Raw genomic sequence first — 21,211 nt, 5'->3', positions numbered from 1 at the left:
GGGGCCGGGGTGTCGGTCATCGCCGCAGGCACCGGCGCCGCCTACGCTCGCCCGCGTGCACGACCGCTACGGAAACGACGTCCTCGCCGCCGCCTCGACCCGCTCACCGGGCGCACCGGACGGCTCCGCCCACCACCGGCGACGTCCGACCTCGCAGCCACGGCCGGCCGAGCGTGGCCTGGTGGTCGAAGAGGTGCAGACGGGCTGGGTCGGCGCAGTCGTCCGCGTCGAGAAGTCGGGCGGCATGCACCTGGTCGTGCTCGAGGACCGGCAGGGACGGACCCGCTCCTTCCCCCTGGGGCCCGGGTTCTGGGTCGACGGGCAGCCCGTCGAGCTCACGGCGCCCGTGACGTCCCGGGCTCCGGCCGCACCCACGCGGACGGCGTCGGGGTCCGTGGCCGTACGCGGGGCGCGCGCACGGGTGGCGCGAGGATCGCGCATCTGGGTGGAGGGCAAGCACGACGCCGAGCTCGTCGAGAAGGTGTGGGGTGACGACCTGCGCGTCGAGGGGGTGGTCGTCGAGATGCTCGACGGCGTGGACAACCTCGCCGAGGCGCTCGCCGAGTTCGCACCCTCCCCGGAGCGCCGTGTGGGCGTGCTCGTCGACCACCTCGTGCCGGGCTCGAAGGAGCAGCGGCTCGCGACGGCAGCCCTGCGGGGCGTGCCTGACGGCACGGTGCTGGTGCTGGGCCACCCCTACGTCGACGTGTGGCAGGCCGTGAAGCCGGCCCGTGTCGGGCTCGAGAGCTGGCCGACGATCGACCGCGGGACCGAGTGGAAGATCGGCATCCTGCGCGAGCTCGGCTGGCCCGCCGCGGGGCCGGCCGACGTGGGTCGCGCCTGGCAGCGCATCCTGGGGACCGTGCGGGACTTCCGAGACCTCGACCCGGCCCTGCTGGGCCGGGTCGAGGAGCTCATCGACTTCGTGACGGCGTGATCACATGATCCCGTCGCGGCGGGCGTACAGGTTGACCTTCTCGGAGATCGACACGATGGCCTGGACGAACTCCAGGCCGATGCGCCACAGCGCCAGGTAGACCAGCGCGACGATCCAGCCGAACAGGATGCCGATCAGCCCGAGGTACCACTGGTCGGAGAAGAGCGTGACGAACGAGGCGATCAGCGCGATGAGCCACCAGAAGGCGATGAGGATCGTCACGATGATGTAGATGATCTTGACGACCTTCGGCGTCACGTAGTTCGTGAACGAGTAGTCGAACAGCGCCCCGAAGAAGCCCTTGGTGTCGTTGCGCGCCACGTCCGCCGCCGACGACGCCGCTCCGGCGTAGAACGGTTCCTCGCCGACGGGGCGCTCCCCGATCGGCTGCTGGTACGGCTGCTCGGGCTGCTGGTACGGCTGCTGCGGCCGCCCCGGGGGCTGCTGAGGCGGTTGCTGACCGTACGGGTCCCCCGGCTGTCCGGGGGGCGTGGGAGTGTTCTCGCTCATCATTCCTCCTGGTGGGTGGACCAACCGTCACCACTGTCGGCCCACTCCTCGCCCCGCGCCACCGGAACGGGCCGACGGCGCGGCCGGCAGGGGAGCGGGCGCAGACTCTGCCACGATGAGGGCATGACCCAGGTCCCCCCGCCCGACCAGCCCTACGGGCCCCGCCCGCTGTCGCGGTCCGACGAGCGGACCTGGGCGATCCTCGCCCACATCGGCCCCTTGGTCCTGCTGGCGCTGAGCGCGGGGACGGTCGGCTTCCTGGCACCGCTTGTCATCTGGCTCGTGCTGCGCGACCGCAGCGCCTTCGTGGCCGACCAGGCCAAGGAGGCGCTGAACTTCCAGATCACCCTGCTCCTCGTCAGCCTGGTCGGCTGGTTGCTGACGAACGTCCTCATCGGCTGGCTCGTGCTCCTCGCCGCCTGGATCACCGCCCTCGCCCTGGCGATCGTCGCGGCGGTCACGGTCAACCGCGACGAGGCGTACCGCTACCCGGTCGCCCTGCGTCTGGTGCGGTGACCCCGGTGGCACAGCGGGTGAAATTTCCCATTCCCTGGTCACGTCGGGCGCGGGTGACGGCAGGTCACCGATAGCGTGCGTCCGGCATCCTGACCGACCCGACCACACGGAGTCCCTCGTTGACTGACACGACCCCCGACCCCCAGGAACCGCAGCAGCCCGCCCAGCAGCCCGGTGCGCAGCCCCCGCCCCAGCAGCCCGCCGGCCCGTACCCGCCGGCTCCCGTCTCTCCCGCGGACGAGAGGACCTGGTCGATCCTGGCGCACGCCGGTGGGATCGTGCTCGGTTTCATCGCGCCGCTGATCATCTGGCTGATCTTCCGCGAGCGCAGCCAGCGCCTCGACGACCAGGGCAAGGAAGCGCTGAACTTCCAGCTCACGCTGCTCATCGCGCACGTCGTGGGATGGGTGACCATCTGGATCTTCATCGGCAGCCTGATCCTCTTCGCCGCGTGGGCCTGCGCGGTCATCTTCGGCATCCTCGGCGCGGTAGCCGCCTCGCGGGACGAGTGGTACCGCTACCCGTTCAAGATCACGTTCGTCAAGTGACAGCGGAGCGAGGGGGTCCCGTCCGGGGCCCCCTCGCTCACTCCGTCAGCTCGCGGACGACGGCGTCCGCGAGCAGGCGTCCCCTGCGGGTGAGCACCGCACGTCCCGTGACCGCGGTCCGGCCATCGAGCAGACCGGTGGCCACCAGTCCCGCGACCGCTCGCCGGCCGGCAGGGCGCAGGACGGCCAGGTCCAGTCCGTCGGACAGCCTCACACCGAGCATCACCCGTTCCAGGTACGCCTCGTCCGCGGTGAGGACCTCACGTCCGGCACCGGGCGAGGATCCCGACTCGAGCAGGGCCGCGTACCGCCGCGGGTGCTTGACGTTCCACCAGCGCACACCGGCCGGGCCGTCGGACGAACCGTCGGCTCGCGCCGCCCCGACGAAGGAGTGGGCGCCCGGTCCGACCCCCCACCAGTCGTCACCGCGCCAGTAGGCGAGGTTGTGCCGGCAGGCGTGCTCGGGCCCTCGCGACCAGTTGCTCACCTCGTACCAGCCCAGTCCGGCTTCCGTGAGCAGGTCGTCGGCGAGCTCGTACTTGGCCGCCTGGTCGTCCTCGTCCGGCAGCAGCACCTGCCCGCGCCGCACCTGGGCAGCCATCTTCGTGCCGGCCTCGACGACGAGCGCATAGGCCGAGACATGGTCGACGCCCGTGGCCAGCGCGGTCTCGACCGAGGCGCGCCAGTCCTCCAGCGACTCCCCCGGCGTGCCGTAGATGAGGTCGAGCGAGACGTCCAGGCCTGCCTCCCCCGCCCAGCGCACGACGTCGGGGATGCGTGCCGGGTCGTGCGTGCGCTCCAGCGTGGCCAGCACGTGCGGCACCGCGGACTGCATCCCGAACGACACGCGGGTAAAACCTGCCTCGGCAAGCACGCCCAGGGACTCGGGCGTGACCGAGTCGGGGTTCGCCTCGGTGGAGACCTCAGCACCGGGCGTCAGCCCCCACGCCTCACGCACACCGGTCAGGATCCGGGCGAGGTCCGTGGCCGGCAGCATGGTGGGGGTGCCTCCCCCGAAGAACACCGTCGAGACCGGCCGGCCGCCCACGCCCGCGTCGTCCAGGACGCGGGCGGCGAGCTCGACCTCGCGCAGCGCCGTCGTCGCGTAGGCCATCTGCGAGGCCCCACCGCCGAGCTCCGAGGCCGTGTAGGTGTTGAAGTCGCAGTATCCGCACCGCACCGAGCAGAACGGCACGTGGACGTACACGCCGAACCGCGAGCGCGACGGCTCGGCACCGTCGGACGGACCACCATCGCCGACGAAGGCCGGCAGGGTGCCGTCCGCCGGGACCGGTTCGCCGTCAGGGAGGGCGGGCACGCTACTTCTTCTTGTCCTTCGTCTCCTTGCCGCCCCCGGCGTCGGAGGACAGCGCCGTGATGAAGGCGTCCTTCGGGACCTCGACCGACCCGATGTTCTTCATGCGCTTCTTGCCCTCCTTCTGCTTCTCGAGCAGCTTGCGCTTACGGGAGATGTCGCCGCCGTAGCACTTGGCGAGCACGTCCTTGCGGATCGCGCGCACCGTCTCGCGGGCGATCACCCGGGCGCCGACGGCCGCCTGGATCGGCACCTCGAACTGCTGGCGGGGGATGATCTCCTTGAGCTTCGCGGTCATCCGCACGCCGTACTCGTAGGCGGCGTCGCGGTGCACGATGGCGCTGAACGCGTCGACCTGGTCACCCTGGAGCAGGATGTCCACCTTGACGAGGTCGGCCGCCTGGTCGCCGACGGGCTCGTAGTCCAGGGAGGCGTACCCCCGCGTGCGGGACTTCAGGGCGTCGAAGAAGTCGAAGACGATCTCCGCCAGGGGCAGCGTGTAGCGCAGCTCGACCCGGTCCTCGGACAGGTAGTCCATGCCCTGCATGGTGCCGCGGCGGTCGGTGCACAGACCCATCACCGTGCCCACGAACTCGCTCGGCGCCAGCACGGTGGCCTTGACGACGGGCTCGCGGACCTCCTTGATCTTGCCGCCCGGGAACTCCGACGGGTTCGTCACCTTGACCTCGGTGCCGTCCTCCAGCGTGACGTCGTAGACGACGTTCGGCGCGGTCGAGATCAGGTCGAGGTCGAACTCCCGCTCCAGGCGCTCGCGCACGATCTCCAGGTGCAGCAGCCCGAGGAACCCGACACGGAAGCCGAAGCCGAGAGCGACGGAGGTCTCCGGCTCGTAGTTCAGCGCCGCGTCGTTGAGCTTCAGCTTGTCGAGCGCGTCGCGCAGCGTCGGGTAGTCGGAACCGTCCACCGGGTACAGCCCCGAGAAGACCATCGGCCGGGGCTCGTCGTAGCCGCCGAGCGCTTCGGTGGCCGGCGTGCTCACGGTGGTGACCGTGTCACCCACCTTCGACTGGCGCACGTCCTTCACGCCCGTGATGAGATACCCGACCTCACCGACACCGAGCCCGTTGGTCTTGATCGGCTCGGGCGAGATGACGCCGATCTCGAGCAGCTCGTGCGTGGCCCGGGTCGACATCATCTGGATGCGCTCGCGCGGGTTGAGGTCGCCGTCGACCGCGCGGACATAGGTGACCACTCCGCGGTAGGTGTCGTAGACGGAGTCGAAGATCATGGCCCGGGCCGGGGCGTCCGGGTCACCGACGGGAGCAGGGACCCGCGCGACGATGCGGTCCAGCAACGCCTCGACACCCACACCCGTCTTGCCGGAGACCTTGAGCACGTCCGCGGGGTCGCCGCCGACGAGGTTGGCCAGCTCCTCGGCGTACTTCTCCGGCTGGGCGGCCGGGAGGTCGATCTTGTTCAGGACCGGGACGATCTCCAGGTCGTTCTCCATCGCCAGGTAGAGGTTGGCGAGGGTCTGCGCCTCGATGCCCTGCGCGGCGTCGACCAGGAGGACCGCGCCCTCGCAGGCCGCGAGCGAGCGCGAGACCTCGTAGGTGAAGTCGACGTGCCCGGGGGTGTCGATCATGTTGAGCGCGTACGGGGTCAGCACCGCGTCGTCGGCCGCGCCGTCGGCCACTGCCCACGGCATGCGCACGGCCTGCGACTTGATGGTGATGCCACGCTCGCGCTCGATGTCCATCCGATCGAGGTACTGCGCACGGGCGTCACGCGCCTTGACGACGCCGGTGAGCTGCAGCATGCGGTCCGCGAGCGTCGACTTGCCGTGGTCGATGTGCGCGATGATGCAGAAGTTGCGGATCAGCTCGGGCGCGGTGGCGTTGGGCTGGATGCGCTCGCTCAGCGCGGGGGACGGGATGGGCAACGCGTCTCGCTCCGTCAGTCGGGGCCGGTCGGGATGGGCGCGCTCATTCTCCCATGCCTCGCCCACCTCGGACGGCAGCACCTCGACGACACCTGGCAGACCGGCACCTTCTCGCCGCCCACCCCCGCCGCCTACGGTGACGCCATGGCCACGCCCGCACCTGTCGTCGACCCCGTCTCAGGCCTCCGGACCGGGGCCGGACCCGACCTCGACCACCTCACGGTGCTGGCGGGGCTGCAGGACGCGTTCCAGGCCGGCATCGACGGCGCCGACCCGAACGCCCCGGTCCCCGCGTGCCGGCGGTGGCGGGTCCGGAACCTCGTCACCCACCTCGGGCGCATCCACCACTGGGCCGCCGGCCAGGCACGCCGGCGGCAGGAGACCCCGCTCGGCCGCGGACCGTTCGACCTCGCGCCCTTCTACGCGACGCAGGCGGCCGAGATCCGCGACACGCTGGCCGCGCTGGGGCCGGACGCCTCATCGTGGACGCTGCTCGGCAACGGCCCGGCGTCGTTCTGGCGACGCCGGCAGGCCCACGAGACACTCGTCCACCTGCACGACCTGCGCGCCGCCCGGCTCGGCTCGGGTGCAGCCGTTGCCGACACCGCACCGCTCGACGTGCCCGCGGACGTCTGGGCCGACGCCGTCGACGAGGTCGTGCGGCTGTTCGCCCCGCGCCAGGTGCGGCTCGGACGGGCTGCACCGCTGCGCGCCGCCGTCGGGCTCGAGGCCTTCGACGTCGGATGGTCCTGGGTGCTCGGCACGGCCGACGGCGTCGACCGGCAGCACGACGCCCCTGCGGACTCTCCGGACGTCGTCCTCCGCGCCACCGCGCGGGACCTGGCGCTGGTCCTGTGGGGGCGGCTCGCTCCGGACGAGGTGGACGCGCAGATCACCGGAGACCGCGGGGCGCTCGACGACGCGCTGGCGGGCCGGATCGTCCCGTGAGCCGGCACGACGGCGCTCGATCGGCGGAGACGGCGTCTCGCTCGCCCGGGTGCCCGGCCGCTGCTTGACTGGCTCACCGGGCCGCCCCGCCCGCCGTCGTGCCCCGCCGTGAGGAGAGCCCGTGCCACCCACCGTCACCGTCGAGCGCGAGGACGCCGTCGCGACGCTCACGCTGCGCCGCCCCGAGGCCCGCAACGCCCTCGACCTGGCGCTCAAGGAAGAGCTGCTCGGTGCTCTGCGCGAGATCGCGGCCGACCCCGAGGTCCGGGCCGTCGTCCTCGCGGGAGCGGGGCCCGCGTTCTGCGTCGGCCAGGACCTGCGCGAGCACGTGCAGTCCCTCGAGTCGGGGGCGTGGGCGACCCAGCGGACGGTCGAGCAGCACTACAACCCCCTCGCGCAGACCCTCACCACGATGCCCCAGCCGGTGGTCGCAGCGGTGCACGGGGCGTGCGTCGGCGCCGGGCTCGGGATCGCCCTGGCGTGCGACCTGCGGGTGTTCGCGGACGACGCGGTGCTCGGCACGGCGTTCGGCGGTGTCGGCCTGACCTTCGACACCGGGCTGTCCGCCACCCTGACCTGGGCGGTCGGCGCGGCCCGCGCTCGGGAGCTCGTCCTGCTCGGGGAGACCTTCGACGCCGCGAGCGCGGTGGCGTGGGGAGTCGCGGGACGCGTGGTGCCCGCCGACGACGTGCTGCCGACGGCGCAGGAGCTCGCCGCACGGCTGGCGGCCGGCCCGCCCCTCGCCCACGCGGCGTCCAAACGTCTCGTCGCGGCGGCCACCACCCGTCCGTTGTCCAAGACCCTCGCTGCCGAGGCCGCGGAGCAGGACGCCCTCGGGCGCAGCGCGGACCACCGTGAGGCCGTCGAGGCGTTCCTGGCGCACCGGAAGCCGTCGTTCGACGGACGGTGAGCCGACGTCGCCGTCAGCGGCGAACCGCGTCGCTCCCGGCCAGCCCCGTGAGGAACCCGCCGACGAACGTGTCGCCGAGACCGATCGTCGTCGGACGCGCAGCGACCACGTCGTAGCCTGGCTCGCAGACGACGTCGGGCACCACGTCCGTCAGGCCCTGCGAGAAAGCGACAGCGACCGGGTCGCAGGGCCGGGCACACATCGTCGCGAGGTCGGGGGCCGAGAACGCGTCCCCGACCAGGTACCGGGTGGCGCCCATGACGATCCCGCTGCGCAACGACTCCCGGAACCGGCCCGCTCCCGGGCCGTGCGCCAACGCCCAGCTCTTCGTGTGCAGCACGCGCACACGTGCTGGCACCGCGACGGCCAGCTCCTGCAACGCCTGGCGCACGTCGTCGACGTCCAGCAGGTCTACCTCTCGGCCGAGCCACCACTCCAGCTCGTCCTCGTTCATCGCCCAGACGTCGACGACCGGGGCGAGCACGTCACGCACACGTCGGGAGAACTCCGGCAGGTGGTACCCGGCATCCTCGAAGTAGACGATGCCGTGCTGCGGGACGCGCTCCAGGTCGGCGCGGACGGTGGCGAGCCGATCGTCGAGGAGCTCCCGCTCCTGCATGACGTTGAAGCCGGAGACCAGCACGACATCGGCGACGGCGACCTCGTCCGCCCAGGCGTCGTCGATCACGAGGTCCCGGTTCGGCGGGTCGTTGACGTAGATGATCCGGTTCGACCTCGGCGCGACGACCTCGCCGTCGGCCAGCCGGACACGTTCCCCCTGTGCGAACTGCACGATGAGATGAGGATCGAGCGAGTCCTCGCGTGCACTGCACAGGTACGACGTCGAGGCCGGGAGCAGCCGGCGAACCGTGTCGTCGATGCTCACGAGATGCACCGTGGCTGGTAGTCCGACGGCGTCCATGGCCATGGCGGCACGGACGCAGGTACCGCCCAGGGTGACGCGCACCTCGAGGTGTCGCGCAAGCCCGGTGATGATGTCGGAGGAGGCGACGAACCGCTCTCCCCCGACACCGTCACGCACGAACGCCAGGAGGGTGCACAACAGGTCACGCTCGTCGCCGATGGCGCGTCCGGTGTCCAGGTCGGCGAGGGTCACAACGTGCTCGGCCGCGAGGTCCTCCAGGACGCGCGCGTCCCAGACGACCTCGTAGTCGACCGTGCCACCGAGCCCCAGGGCGAATCGTGCACTCATAGTGGGGTGCTGTCCCTTCAGCGGTAGAGCGAGGCCTTGCCTGCGGCGTCGAACAGGTCGATCTTGTGCGCGGCGACCTCCTTCATCGCTGCGACGCATGCCGGCTGGATGGCGTTGGGCTCTCGCACGCCGGCGTCCTCCAGCACGGCACGCATCGCGTGGTGGTACACGACCTTGATGTCGCTGGAGATGTTGATCTTGTTGATCCCCAGCTTGACGGCCTGGCCGATCTCCGTGTCAGGGTTGCCGGAGCCACCGTGCAGCACGAGCGGGATCGGGAGCGCGGCCTTGATCTGCTGGAGCAGATCGAGCCTGAGCTCAGGCTTGACGTGCTTCGGGTAGAGGCCGTGCGCGGTGCCCACCGCCACCGCCAGGCTGTCCACCCCGGTCCGTTCCACGAACTCCACCGCCTCGGCCGGCTCCGTGTAGGTGATCTCGGAGACGGCCACACCCTCCTCGGCCTGCTCGTCCAGCTTGCCGATGGTGCCGAGCTCTCCCTCGACGGAGAGGCCCACCGCGTGGGCAGACTCGACCACGCGACGCGTGATGGCGACGTTCTCCTCGAACGGGAGCAGCGACGCATCGATCATCACCGAGGTGAAGCCGATCTGGATGGCCGTGAGCGCCTGCTCGTAGGTGCCGCCGTGATCCCAGTGGATCGTCACCGGCACGCTGGACCGGTGGGCACGCTGGATGAGCGCAGGCAACAGGTCGTGGCCGAGGTGCGAGACCTCGTCGGGATGGATCGCCACGATCAGTGGTGCCTCGCGCTCCTCCGAGATCTCGAAGATCCCTTTGCCCATGGCCCAGTCGCTGATGTTGAAGGCGGGTACGGCGAAGTTGTTCTCGTTCGCGACGTCGAGCAGCGCGCGTCCGTCAATAAGCATGGTGATGCCTTTCCTGTTGTTTCGTTGAATCAGACCTTGACGGCGCCGGCCGTCATCCCACCGATGAAGAATCGCTGGAAGAGCAGGAAGAGAACCAGGACGGGAACGCATCCGAGGATGCTCATCGCCATCATCTCGTTCCACTCGTACGAGTGCTGCCCCATCAGGAGCTGGATCCCGATAGGCACGGTCCTCATGTCCTCCGTGCGTGTGAGCGTCAGCGCGAAGAGAAACTCGTTCCAGGCGATCATGAACGTGTAGACGCCGACGGAGACGAGACCAGGCACGGAGATCGGCACGAGGATGCGCCACAGCGCGGTCATCGGGCCGGCACCGTCGACCTTGACCGCCTCGTCCAGCTCGCGGGGCAACGTGTTGAAGTACCCGGTCATCATGATGATCGCGTACGGCAGGGTGAAGACCATGTACGTGAGGATCAGACCGGGGTACGTGTTGTAGAGGCGGAGCGCCACGACCAACCCGAAATAGGGGATGAGCAACGTGATCGGCGGCACGGCCTGGACGGAGATGATGACGACGTTGATCGTCTTCTTGCCCCGGAAGTCGTACCGGCTGAACGCGTAGGCGGCGAGCACGGAGACGGTCAGCGTCAGCACCGTCACGGACAAGGCGATGATGTAGCTGTTGGCGAAGAACCGCAGCTTGACCGTGTCCGTGAGGATCGCGACGTAGGCGTCCAGGGAGAACGTCTCGCTCACGAGCCGTGGTGGCGACGCGAAGATCTCAGGGTTCGGCTTGAAGGAGCTGGAGAGCATCCACAGGACCGGCAGCGAGGAGAAGCACGCACCGACCACGAGCGCGGCCAGCAGCGCTGCCTTCTTCCCGCGTTGCGGGGGTGGCGTCCTCAGATCGATGTCAGGGCGGCCGGTGGGGGCCGTCGTCACAGCCATGGTCAGTCCCTCCCCTTCTGGTGCCGCACGTAGAAGAACGCCAGCACCATCGACAGCAGCAGCACGATCACGGCCGCGGCCGACGCCAGCGAGAAGTCGTAGCTGGTGAAGGCCAGCTTGTAGGTGAAGGTGGACAGCACCTCCGTGGCGTTGATCGGCCCGCCACCGGTCGTCATCCAGATCAGGGGGAACTGCTGGCTGGTCCAGATCAGGTCGAGCAACGCCATCGAGATGATGATCGGTCGCAGCTGCGGGATCGTGATGTTCCGGAACTGCTGCCAGGCACCGGCTCCGTCGACACGTGCCGCCTCGTACAGGTCGCGCGGTATCCCCTGCAGACCGGCCAGCAGACTGATCATGAAGAACGGGTAGCCGGCCCAGATGTTGATGAACGTGACGGCGAGCAGGGCGCTCGACGGGTTCGCCAGCCACTCGGTCTGCCCATCGGTGAGCCCGAGCGACCCGAAGATGTAGTTGACGACGCCGTTCGGGTTGAGCAGGAGCCGCCAGAGCACGGCCACGATCGCGACCGTGAACAACCACGGCAGGACGTAGAGGGCGCGGAACAGCCCCTTCGTCCGATCGCCGAGCAGCGGTGAGTTGAGCATCAGCGCGAAGGCGAGCCCGATCGTGAAGTGAGCGACGACGGAGATGCCGGTGAAGACGAAGGTGTTCCGCACCGCGGTGTAGAACACCGGGTTGGCGAGGACCTCCAGATAGTTGTCGAAACCGACGAACGCCGGGTTGTCGCTCGTGATCACGCCGTCCATGAACGAGTACCAGACCACCATGATGATCGGCGTAGCCATCAGGATGATGAGTAGCACCCCGGTAGGGCTCAGGAATCCGTAGGGTGTGAGCCTGCGACGGATCTGGTGCGCGGGAGTGCGGCGTGCCGCCCGCCCCCGCGGTGGTTCCCCCGCGGGCCGCGAAGCGGCCGCAGGCCTCAGCGTCGTTGACACCTGACTTCTCCTTGGGCTGAGATCGTGCCGGGCAGGACGCCCGGCACGATCGCGGACAGGACGACGCCGAGCTAGAACTTCGCCTCCCACTTCTCCTGCGCCGCGGCAAGGGCCTCGTCCACCGTCTGCTGGCCGTCGAGAGCCTTCTGGAACTCCTCGCCGAGGTCGCGCATGAGCTGTTCGGCGACCGGCAGGCCGACGAACTCGTTCGCCGGGTAACCGTCCTGGTAGATCTCGAACGCGGCGGAGAACACCTCGTCGCCCTCGACGAAGTCGGGCACGGACTCGGTGTTACCCGGGAAGGCGTGCGCGGCCTCGGAGAGGTCGGCGTTCGGGCCCTCGCTCATGAGGAACTCGATGAGCTTGAAGGCTTCGGCCTTGTGCTCGGAGTTCTCGGCGATGCCGATACCCCACGACGCGTAGGGGATGCCCCGCTCACCCGTGTACCCGTCCTCGGCCGGGAGCGCCGAGACGCTGAAGCTCAGGTCCGGGTTGGAGTCCCGCAGGGTGTTCACGTGCGCGAGCGAGTCGATCATCATGCCGACCCGGCCGTTCGTGAACTCCTCGACCTTGTCCTGCTCCTTCATCGTGAAGGCACCGGGCGCCACGACGCCGGCATCCCACAGGTCCTTGACGAACTGCGCACCGTCAGCGACGTCGGGGTTGCCGGTCAGCGCCGGCTGCCCGTCGGACAGCATGGATCCACCGGACGCCCAGACCCACGACATCACGTCGTTCTGGACGCCGTTCGGCGCCTCGAGCGACAGCGGCAGCACCCAACCGTGCGTGGACTCGTCCAGCGCGGAGATCTTCTCGGCGGCGTCGGCGAACTCGCCACGAGTCTGCGGCGGGCCGTCGACCCCGGCCGCCGCGAGCAGGTCGTCGTTCGTGAACATCGGGTAGACGAAGTTGACGACGGGGATCATGTACGTCGAGCCGTCGACCTGGACCTCGCTAGCGAGGTTCGACGTGTCGTAGCCGACCTCCTCCATGACGGCCGACAGGTCGGCGATCGACCCTTGGCCCGCGAAGTCGTTGACCCAGGCGCCGTCGAGACCGACCACGTCCGACATCGTCCCTGCCGCGGCACCAGCGACCACCTGCTCCTTCGTCGAGGCGTACGGACCGGAGAGCAGCTCGACGGTGATGCCTGGGTTCTCCTCCTCGAACTGGTCCATCAGCCCACGGAAATACCCGTCCGGCAGCTCCGGCTCCCACCACTGGGAGAACTCGAGGACGACGTCGCCGCCATCGCTCTGCGCCGAACCGTCACTGCCGCATCCGGCCACGACCGCCAGGGCCGAGACCCCGAGTCCGGCCACCAGCGTCCGCCTGATCTGAGCACCGTTGCTCATGACAACTCCTTCCGAGATGCCGCTTCATGCGACATTCTGCGTTCTCATGCGTGTTTGCTCAACGTACTGCGGCGCCTTGGCGCCGTCAAGGGGATGTAGCAGCACAAATCAGCACCAGATTCCGCCGAGATGGGCCTCGTCACCGCAACCTGTCGCATAAAACGGCACAGGTGTGCTAAGTGTGTGTCATGGCCCCTTCTCCCACGCCAGACCCTGGCAACGGCGCACGTCGGCTCCCGGCTGGCCGCAAGGCCGAGCTCGCCGAGTTCGTCGCCCAGGCGGGCGAGGTCACTGTCGCGCAGCTCGCCGAACGGTTCGACGTGTCGGCCGACACGATCCGCCGCGACCTCGACGCCCTCGATGCCGACGGCGTCGTCGTCCGCACACACGGCGGTGCGGTCAGCACCAGTGCCGTGCCACGGCCGGACACCGGCGTCGAGGTACGCCTGCGACTGCGGACCGCCGCGAAGGAGCGCATCGGCGTGCTGGCGGCCTCTCTCGTCCGTGACGGCGCAGCGCTGCTGATCAACGCCGGCTCCACCACCTTGTCGCTCGCCCGCGCACTGTCGGACCACCGGGAGCTGACGGTCGCGACCAACAACCTGAGGATCGCGGCCGAGATGTCGCCCAGCGTCTACCGGGACCTGTACGTGCTCGGGGGTGCGATCCGGCCCAGCGCGCAGGCGACGTTCGGCCCGGTCCGCTTCGCCGCCTGGTCGGACGGCCCGGAGATCGACATACGGTGCGACCTGGCGTTCATCGCCGTCGGTGCCGTCTCGGTGACCGACGGGTTCTCCACGAGCAACGTCACCGAGGCGTCGATGATGAGCGACATGATGGACCGCGCCGAACGCGTCGTGGTACTCGCCGACTCGTCGAAGTTCGGACGACGCCTGTTCGCCACGGTCGCCGAGCTCGACCGTGCCGACGTCCTGGTCACCGACGCAGACCCACCCGCGGATCTGCGGGACGCGCTGACGGCAGCGGGAGTCGAGGTCAAGGTAGCCTCGGCATAGCAGTTCGGCCGGATTCCGCGACGACCACCCGAGGCTAGGCTGCCCGCGTGAGAACGCCCCGTTGGACCACACTGCTGCGCGCCGCGTCACGGGCGCTCGGCTCCGCGTTCGGTCCCCGGCCGGGAGGACGACGGTCCCCGGCCCGTCCCCCGGCCGGCGACTACCCGGGCGACTTCCTCGGCGTGGTGCGGCCCGTCTACTCGCCGCACCTCGACGGGAGGCCGGACCCGGGCGAGGTCGTGTGGACCTGGGTCCCGTTCGAGGAGGACCACACCCAGGGCAAGGACCGTCCTGTCCTGCTCGTCGGGCGTGACGGGCCGTGGCTCCTCGGGCTGCAGCTGACGAGCAAGGACCACGACCGGGGCGCCGCACGAGAGGACCGGTACGGACGCATCTGGATGGACCTCGGCTCGGGCCCCTGGGACAGCCAGGGCCGAACGAGCGAGGTGCGCCTCGACCGCGTCGTCCGCGTCGATCCCGCCAAGGTGCGGCGCGAAGGCGCGGTGCTCGACAACAAGCGCTTCCACTCGGTCGTCACCGCGATGCACAGGGCCAGGTAGCAGTGGACGTCTCACCGTCCGTCACCTGGACCCACGACCTGACGTTCAGCGACACCGACGTCCGCGAGCGCTACGCCTACCGAGAGCGTGGCGAGGCCGACCGCGAGCGGAAGTGTCTGACGATGCTCGCTACCCATGCCCCCGGCTTCGCTTCTCGGCCGCTGCGGCGTGACGTCGAGGAGCGCGCGCCCGTGATCATGATGGAGAGGTTGCCTGGGGCTTCCCTCGGAGGGCGGTACCCAGGTCGCATCGCTGAGACGGACGCTGCGTGCGCTCTACGCCGTGCCGCGCGACACCACCCTTGCCTCCGAGATCGGTGAACGGCCGCTCGGCCCCGCCATGCTCCGCCACGAGATCACTCGCTGGCTCCAAGACACCGGTGAGACGGCCACAGATGTCAGCCGGTCGACGTCGAGGACGGCGGTCGCACCGAGCCTGCCTACGGGCTCGCCGACGCCGTCGAGCACCTCGCAGGACGGATCGCTGGAACGTACCCACCGGACGCGCTGGCCGGGGCGGTCGGGCTCACCCCGGAGGAGCAGGACCGGATGCGAAGCCACCGTCCGTCGTGGGCGATGTACTGGCTCGTCATGCTGATGCCCGGCGACCCTGGGAATCCCGGCGTCGATGGTCAGACGCGATCAGACCTGGTAATCTAGTGCGCTGCGTGTCCGCCCAGGTCGGCGGACACAGCCACAGCTCCTCTCCACGGGTTCCCCACCCCAGTCCCGGAGCTGCGGCCGCCCTCTACGACCTATCCGCTCGCCGTCAGGCGAACACACCAGGAAGTACACCAGTGGCAAACATCAAGTCCCAGATCAAGCGCATCAAGACGAACGAGAAGGCTCGTCTGCGCAACAAGTCCGTCAAGTCGGAGCTGAAGACGCACGTGCGCAAGGTGCGCACCGCTGTCGCCGCCGGCGACAAGGAGGCCGCGACGGCCGCCCTGCAGACCGCGTCGCGCAAGCTCGACAAGGCCGTCTCGAAGGGTGTCATCCACACCAACCAGGCGGCGAACCGCAAGTCGGCCCTCGCGAAGGCTGTCGACTCGCTCTGACGCCCACGCAAGCCCTCACGAGGGCGCCGCTCCCGGATCGGGAGCGGCGCCCTCGTGCTGTGCCCCAGCCGCCGCCACGGGCCTCGCGCCCGGGCGCTCGACAGGCGCTCAGCGCATCGCGCGTGCCCGGGCGATGGTCAGGACCGCCTTCTCGACGGCGTAGACCGGGTCCCGCCCGCCGCCCTTGACGTCGGCGTCCGCCTGCGCGACCGCCGTGATCGCGGCGGCCAGCCCCTCAGGTGTCCAGCGCGCGAGATCCCGTTGGGCGTTGCGGACCTGCCAGTCCTGCAGGCCCTGCTCACGCGCCGTCGTCGACCCGCCCCGGATCGCCGCCACGCGTGCGAGCGTCCGCAGGCGCAACGCCAGCGCGGCCACCACCGGCACCGGGTCCGCGCCCGTGTCCAGGGCGTGCCGCAGCAGGGCCACCGCCGCGCCGGCGTCACCGGCGACCGCGGCGTCGGCGACCTTGAACCCGGTCGCCTCCACCCGACCGCCGTAGTAGCGGTCGACGGTGGCCTCGCCGATCGTGCCCGAGGTGTCGGCCACGAGCTGGGCGCACGCCGACGCCAGCTCACGCAGGTCGTTGCCGAGCGCGTCCACGAGCGCGCGCACAGCCGCCGGTTCCGCGCGCCGTCGCGCAGCCCGCAGCTCGCCCGAGACGAACGACACCTTGTCCGCGTCACGGCTGATGGCGTCGCACTGGAGCACGGGTGCGCCCGAGGCGAGGATCGCGTCCAGCATGCGCTTGCCCCGGTTGCCCCCGCCGTGGACCACGACCACCACGCCGTCGGGGTCCGGGGCGGCGACGTAGTCGACCATGTCCGCGACCAGGTCCTCCGTGCACGCCTCCGCGCCGCGGACCACGACGACCTTGGCCTCCCCGAACAACGACGGGCTCGCCGCGACCGTGAGCTGACCGCCGACGTACGCGGCGGCCTCCAGCTCGACCCGCTCGACGTCGGGATCGCGCGAGCGGGCGAGGCCGATCACGCCGTCGACGGCGCGCTCGGCCAGCAGCCCTTCCGGACCGCGCACCAGGACGACCGGGGCGAGCGTGGGGTCGTCCCACGGTCTGGTGTTCGCCGCAGGCTTCGATCGGCGTGCGGGGCGGGGACGGGACGAGGTCGTTGGCACGGGCCCAGCCTGCCAGACCGGTCGGACATCGGACCGGTCCGGCAGGCGGGTTCGCAGTCAGCTCGACGCGCAGCGCACCCCGTTGACGTGGAACACCTCGGGCGTGGTGCCGTCGGCGCCGCTGGAGATGAACCCGAACGTGACCGCAGCCTTGCCCTTGGCCTTGCCCTTCCCCTTGCCGGGATCGTCACGCGGCGCGGCGAGCACCGCGTTCCACGGCAGGTTGCGGGCGGTGACCGACGTGCCGTCCTGGCTGACGTCGGCGCTCCAGGAGTTGACGATCGTCTCGGTCGCCGACAGGTCGAAGGTCAGCTCCCACCCCTCGATCGACCCTGGCCCCAGGTTCGTCACCCACACCTGGGTGTTGGCCCCTCCCCCGGGCCAGGTGCCGTGCTGGGTGTACGACACCTCGCAGGTCGGTGCCGGCGGCTCCCAGGTCGGCGATCCGTCGCCCATGTCGGCCGCCCAGGAGGCGTACCAGGTCAGGGCGGCGTTCCAGTTGATCGTCGTCTCGTTCGTCGACCACGAGTCGCGGTGGTCGATGTAGCAGGCCTGCGGGGCGCAGCCCTGCAGGTTCGCCTGGGCGACCGGGTCCTGGATGCCCGAGTTCGGCCCACCGGCCAGCTTGCCGTCGGGGTAGGGCGGCAGCCGATCGGCCGACGCGTACCAGCGGCTGTGCATGTTCTGCGAGAAGTGCGTCCCGTACCCCTTGATGTAGGAGTTGTTGATGGCGTTGCGGCCCAGCAGGTAGTCGAACGTCTCCAGCGCTGCATCACGGTAGACGTCCTCGCCCGTCAGGTCGTACGCGGTAGCGATCACGGCCGCGTTGTTGGCCACGCTGTGCGCGGAGCCCCACTCGTAGTTGCCCGGGTTGTAGGCGTGGCCGAACGGCTCGGCCTGCTGGGTGGCCACGTACTGGTCGGCCCCCTCGATCACCGAGGCGATGACCTCAGCCCGTCCCGGCAGGTTGTTGGGCACCGTCGCCAGGTCGAGGCGGCCGGCCGCCGCGGTGAACTGCCAGCCGAACCCTCCCTGGTCCCAGATGTCCCCCTGCGCACCACCGACGTGGTACTCCGAGGACTGCACCGCCTCGGCGAACTCGTCCGCACCCGTGGTGAGGAACAGCTGGGCAGCCGCCCAGTAGAACTCGTCGCCGAGGTTCACGTCGTCGTACGGGCCGCCTCCCGGGTTCGGGTCGAGGTCGTTCGTGTCGGGCGCGTAGATCTCCGGGTGCGCCGCCGCGGCCTCCCAGGCACGCAGCGCGGCATCCAGCAGCTCGTCGGCGTACTCCGCGTCGTGCTCGGCGTACAACCGAGCACCCTGCGCCGCCGCGGCGGCCAGGTTGAGCGTCGCCGCCGTGGACGGCCGGTGCACGTAGCGCGGCATCGGGTCCTCGTGCGGCAGCGTGTTCAGACCCGTCCAGGCGATGTCGTGCAGCTTGTGGTGCGCCAGCCCGCCGGCGTCGACCACCTCGCCGCCGATCGTCATCTCCGTGCCGTCCGCCACCTGCATCGTCAGCATCCAGTCGAGGTTCCAGCGCGCCTCGTCCAGGATGTCCGGCACGCCGTTGTCCCGCTCCGGGATGACCAGGGTGGAGTCGCCCAGCGCGCCCTCGGCCACGACGCCCGCGTGCAGCGAGCGCTCGTAGGTCGCGAGCATCTGATAGACGGACATTCCCGAGTTCACGACGTACTTGCCGTGGTCACCGGCGTCGTACCAGCCGCCGGCCGCGTCGATGGTGTACCCCTCGGGGCAGAGCCAGCCGTCGGGGCCGTAGTGGGCGTCCGCCCCGAGCTGCGGCGCACCCTCGTGGTTCACCGCGCCGGTGGGTGGCAGACAGGGAACGGCGACGTCCCCCTGGTTGACGTCGTCGCCGCCGAACTCGGAGACGTGGCCTGCGGGTCGCACGTACTCGGTCTTCCTGAGATCGCCGTCCACCTCGATCGGCGTGATCTCGATGCCCGAGCGCTGCGTGTAGTAGACGTTGAGCGCATCGGTGCGCAGGCCCTCGTAGAGCGACGCGACGACGTCGAACGGGTACGACTCCTCGCCGTCTGCGGCCAGGCGGAAGCCCGTGCCGCTCACCGCGACGTCGGAGAAGTCGATCCGGTGCACGTCGAGGCCCGCCGAGGCATCGAACCCTGCGGGCTCCGACGTCCCGGCGGCGACCACGGCGTCGGAGGCGTCCAGCAGCTGCCAGGCGACCGGCTCGGACTCGTCGGTCACGAGCGTCGCGTTCTTCGGGCCGTCCGGCAGGTAGCCGAGCTGGTTGACGCGCACGCGCGGTCCCGTCTCGTGCTCGAACTGTGCGACCTCGCCCCCTGTCGTCAACGAGAACAGCTCCAGGCAGACCTCGAAGTCTGCGGCGTTGCCACCCATCTGCAGCTGGACCTCGGTGTCGGCACCGGCCTCGAGCTCGAACGTCTCCGAGAAGCTCTGCCCGTCCGGGCGCAGCGTCACGTCTGCGGAGTACAGGGGCGGCCAGTCCGTGCCCGGGTCCGGGATGATGACGCGCGCGGACGCCTGGGGCTGGGCGCTCGCCGTCAGCGTGACCGTGTAGGGGCGGCCCGCCTCGACCTCGATCCCGCCCTGGCCGAGGATGACGTCCCACTGGTTGCCGCCTCCGGGGACGACACCGCACATCCGGCCGTCCACCTCGGCGAGCTCGACGTCGCCGGCCACCCACCAGGGATCGAGCCCGTCCTCGAACCTCGGGTTCGTGAGCAGCTCGGCGACCGGCGAGAGGTAGACGTCGGACAGGCAGACCGTTCCCGCGGCGTCGGCGCCGCCGAGCGAGAACTGGACCCGCTCAGCATCTCCGCTGGCAGTGAAGGACCACTCCAGCGTCTCGGCGTCGGGCCCGACCGCGAAGTTCTCCTGCACGTCGTAGACCGGGTCGCCCTGCGCGCCGTCCGACTGCACCGTCACCTGCAGCCCGTCGATCTCGTTGTCACCGCGGGCGGTGAACCCCAGGACGTATGTCCCCTCGGGCACGAGGTCGATGTTGACGAAGTTGCCGAACGCGCCGGCGTCGGGCACGTCGAGGCAGAGCTCGCCGTCCGACACCTGGTCGTCGTCGATCCCCCACCACTGGTTGCCCACCGGGGGCTCGAAGGTGCCGTTCGAGACGAGGTTGGGGACGTCGTTGTCGTCGGCCTGGGCCGCGAGCGGCGCCACGGTGCCCGCGAGGGCGAGGGCGGCTACGGCGGCGACCACCGGACGGCGTCGTTGCTGTCTGGGTCTCACGCTGACTCCTCTGTGAGAGCGCTTCCATCTATTGGACGCTCCCGACCCTACCGTGTGGGGCACGTCACGTGAAACCCGTCCCCCAGGACCTGACGCGGCGGTCACCGGGGGCACGCACCGCGCCCGCTAGCCTGGACCGGTGCCCCGGACCCTCGTCGTCACCAACGACTTCCCTCCTCGCCAGGGCGGCATCGAGACGTTCGTCCACGCGATGACCTCCCGCTTCGACCCGTCCGAGATCGTCGTGCACACCTCCTCGAGCCCCGACCAGGAGGCGTTCGACCGGACCCTGCCCTACCCCGTGGTGCGCGCCGACACGCGCATGCTGCTGCCCACGCCCGCGCGGACACGCGAGGTCCTGCGGCTCGTCGACGAGCTCGGGTGCGACTCGGTCTGGTTCGGGGCGGCCGCGCCGCTGGGGCTGATGGCCTCGGCGCTGCGCCGTCGGACCGGCGTGCGCCGCATCGTCGCCACCACCCACGGGCACGAGCTCTGGTGGGCACGCGTACCCGGCACCCGTGCCGCGCTCCGGCGCATCGGCCGTGACACGGACCACCTCACCTATCTCTCCGACCGCACGGTCGGCACGCTCGCACGAGCCGTCGGTCCCGAGGCCGCCGCCCGCGCGGTGCGCCTGTCCCCCGGCGTCGACCCCGAGACGTTCGCCGACCTCGATCCCGTCGGCGGCCGGCAGGTCCGCGCACGGTACGGCTTCCCGCCCGACGCCCCGGTCGTGCTGTGCGCCGCACGGCTCGTGGAACGCAAGGGGCAGGACATGCTCGTCCGTGCCCTGCCGACGGTCCTGCGGGCCGTCCCCGACGCCCGGCTGCTGATCGTCGGGGACGGCCCCGACGCGCCACGCCTGCGTCGGCTCGTCCAGGACCGCGACCTGGCGGACCGGGTCGTCATGGCCGGCGGTCACCCGCACGCGGCGATGCCCGCCTTCTACGCGGCCGCCGACGTGTTCGCCATGCCCTCGCGCAGCCGCCGCGGCGGGCTGGAGGTCGAAGGCCTCGGCATCGTCTACCTCGAGGCCCAGGCCGCCGGGCTGCCGGTCGTGGTGGGCCGCTCCGGCGGCGCCCCCGACGCCGTGCGCGACGGCGTCACCGGGTTCGTCGTCGACGGCACGGACCCCGACGACGTGGCGCGCCGCCTCGTCGAGCTGCTCGCCGATCCCGCCCGGCGGCGCCGGATGGGTGCCGACGGACCCGACTGGGTACGGGGCGCCTGGACCTGGGACCAGCGGTTCGACATCCTCCACGCGCTGCTGACGCGGTGAGGCC

Annotated in this window: 19 protein-coding genes; 9 read left to right on the top strand and 10 right to left on the bottom strand. The window is 70.5% G+C overall.

All coding sequences use genetic code 11. From position 1 onward, the window contains the following. Positions 1 to 55 precede the first annotated feature (55 nt). Entirely contained in the window at positions 56 to 937 is an 882-nt protein-coding gene (locus tag HDG69_RS17975) for a DUF3097 family protein (RefSeq protein ID WP_171785196.1), read from the top strand. On the opposite strand, the gene HDG69_RS17970 is transcribed toward HDG69_RS17975, so the two are convergent. After that, a complete protein-coding gene (locus tag HDG69_RS17970; protein WP_171785195.1) occupies positions 938 to 1,447 on the bottom strand; it encodes a DUF4282 domain-containing protein in 510 nt (169 codons plus the stop codon). It lies immediately after the preceding gene. Positions 1,448 to 1,570: 123 nt separating this feature from the next. Between HDG69_RS17970 and HDG69_RS17965 the strand changes: the two genes are divergently transcribed. Together HDG69_RS17965 and HDG69_RS17960 are read left to right on the top strand one after the other, a co-directional pair. After that, entirely contained in the window at positions 1,571 to 1,963 is a 393-nt protein-coding gene (locus HDG69_RS17965; protein WP_171785194.1) for a DUF4870 domain-containing protein, read from the top strand. Positions 1,964 to 2,082: 119 nt separating this feature from the next. After that, a complete protein-coding gene (locus HDG69_RS17960) occupies positions 2,083 to 2,511 on the top strand; it encodes a DUF4870 domain-containing protein (RefSeq protein ID WP_246256769.1) in 429 nt (142 codons plus the stop codon). 37 nt (positions 2,512 to 2,548) lie between these two features. Here the strand turns inward: HDG69_RS17960 and hemW are convergent, their stop codons facing one another. After that, the gene (gene hemW / locus HDG69_RS17955) at positions 2,549 to 3,829 is read right to left on the bottom strand and encodes a radical SAM family heme chaperone HemW (RefSeq protein ID WP_171785193.1); all 1,281 of its coding nucleotides are present in this window, start codon (positions 3,827 to 3,829) and stop codon (positions 2,549 to 2,551) included. Between the two features lies 1 nt (position 3,830). Beyond that, complete coding sequence (lepA, locus tag HDG69_RS17950) at positions 3,831 to 5,729, bottom strand: translation elongation factor 4 (protein WP_281360241.1); 1,899 nt, start codon at positions 5,727 to 5,729, stop codon at positions 3,831 to 3,833. Between the two features lie 144 nt (positions 5,730 to 5,873). Here lepA and HDG69_RS17945 point away from each other — a divergent pair, with 144 nt between their 5' ends. Both HDG69_RS17945 and HDG69_RS17940 read left to right on the top strand, forming a co-directional pair. After that, positions 5,874 to 6,677, top strand: a complete 804-nt coding sequence (locus HDG69_RS17945; protein ID WP_171785192.1) for a maleylpyruvate isomerase N-terminal domain-containing protein — start codon at positions 5,874 to 5,876, stop codon at positions 6,675 to 6,677. A gap of 121 nt (positions 6,678 to 6,798) precedes the next feature. After that, positions 6,799 to 7,587 (top strand): enoyl-CoA hydratase-related protein, encoded by a 789-nt coding sequence (locus HDG69_RS17940; protein ID WP_171785191.1) that lies wholly within the window; start codon positions 6,799 to 6,801, stop codon positions 7,585 to 7,587. A gap of 13 nt (positions 7,588 to 7,600) precedes the next feature. Here the strand turns inward: HDG69_RS17940 and HDG69_RS17935 are convergent, their stop codons facing one another. The 5 genes from HDG69_RS17935 to HDG69_RS17915 form a co-directional block, all read right to left on the bottom strand. After that, positions 7,601 to 8,800 (bottom strand): ADP-dependent glucokinase/phosphofructokinase, encoded by a 1,200-nt coding sequence (locus HDG69_RS17935; RefSeq protein ID WP_171785190.1) that lies wholly within the window; start codon positions 8,798 to 8,800, stop codon positions 7,601 to 7,603. 17 nt (positions 8,801 to 8,817) lie between these two features. After that, positions 8,818 to 9,687 (bottom strand): ketose-bisphosphate aldolase, encoded by an 870-nt coding sequence (locus HDG69_RS17930; protein WP_171785189.1) that lies wholly within the window; start codon positions 9,685 to 9,687, stop codon positions 8,818 to 8,820. Positions 9,688 to 9,716: 29 nt separating this feature from the next. Next, entirely contained in the window at positions 9,717 to 10,598 is an 882-nt protein-coding gene (locus HDG69_RS17925) for a carbohydrate ABC transporter permease (RefSeq protein WP_171785188.1), read from the bottom strand. 2 nt (positions 10,599 to 10,600) lie between these two features. Next, positions 10,601 to 11,407: a carbohydrate ABC transporter permease gene (locus HDG69_RS17920; protein ID WP_246256768.1), complete on the bottom strand. Its 807-nt coding sequence runs from the start codon at positions 11,405 to 11,407 to the stop codon at positions 10,601 to 10,603. 224 nt (positions 11,408 to 11,631) lie between these two features. Then, positions 11,632 to 12,915, bottom strand: a complete 1,284-nt coding sequence (locus tag HDG69_RS17915; RefSeq protein ID WP_171785187.1) for an ABC transporter substrate-binding protein — start codon at positions 12,913 to 12,915, stop codon at positions 11,632 to 11,634. Between the two features lie 188 nt (positions 12,916 to 13,103). On the opposite strand from HDG69_RS17915, the gene HDG69_RS17910 reads away from it, so the two are divergent. The 3 genes from HDG69_RS17910 to rpsT all read left to right on the top strand — a co-directional run bounded on the left by HDG69_RS17910 (position 13,104) and on the right by rpsT (position 15,548). Then, entirely contained in the window at positions 13,104 to 13,931 is an 828-nt protein-coding gene (locus HDG69_RS17910; RefSeq protein WP_171785186.1) for a DeoR/GlpR family DNA-binding transcription regulator, read from the top strand. A 47-nt stretch (positions 13,932 to 13,978) separates the two neighbouring features. Continuing rightward, complete coding sequence (locus HDG69_RS17905) at positions 13,979 to 14,491, top strand: type II toxin-antitoxin system PemK/MazF family toxin (protein ID WP_171785185.1); 513 nt, start codon at positions 13,979 to 13,981, stop codon at positions 14,489 to 14,491. 796 nt (positions 14,492 to 15,287) lie between these two features. Then, positions 15,288 to 15,548, top strand: coding sequence for a 30S ribosomal protein S20 (gene rpsT, locus HDG69_RS17900; RefSeq protein WP_171785184.1), 261 nt, complete (start codon positions 15,288 to 15,290; stop codon positions 15,546 to 15,548). A gap of 108 nt (positions 15,549 to 15,656) precedes the next feature. Here the strand turns inward: rpsT and holA are convergent, their stop codons facing one another. Together holA and HDG69_RS17890 are read right to left on the bottom strand one after the other, a co-directional pair. Then, positions 15,657 to 16,682, bottom strand: coding sequence for a DNA polymerase III subunit delta (gene holA, locus HDG69_RS17895; RefSeq protein ID WP_171785183.1), 1,026 nt, complete (start codon positions 16,680 to 16,682; stop codon positions 15,657 to 15,659). Between the two features lie 57 nt (positions 16,683 to 16,739). Next, the gene (locus HDG69_RS17890; RefSeq protein ID WP_171785182.1) at positions 16,740 to 19,928 is read right to left on the bottom strand and encodes a glycoside hydrolase family 9 protein; all 3,189 of its coding nucleotides are present in this window, start codon (positions 19,926 to 19,928) and stop codon (positions 16,740 to 16,742) included. Between the two features lie 139 nt (positions 19,929 to 20,067). On the opposite strand from HDG69_RS17890, the gene HDG69_RS19670 reads away from it, so the two are divergent. Then, positions 20,068 to 21,207 carry a glycosyltransferase gene (locus HDG69_RS19670; RefSeq protein ID WP_171785181.1) on the top strand — a complete coding sequence of 380 codons (1,140 nt, stop codon included), beginning with the start codon at positions 20,068 to 20,070 and terminating at the stop codon, positions 21,205 to 21,207. Positions 21,208 to 21,211: the final 4 nt, after the last annotated feature.

The organism is Isoptericola halotolerans (genome assembly GCF_013149785.1).
In the GTDB taxonomy this organism is placed as follows: Bacteria; Actinomycetota; Actinomycetes; order Actinomycetales; family Cellulomonadaceae; genus Isoptericola; species Isoptericola halotolerans.
Note: the sequence above shows the minus strand (reverse complement) of the source record. Positions and strands in the feature narration are given on the sequence as shown.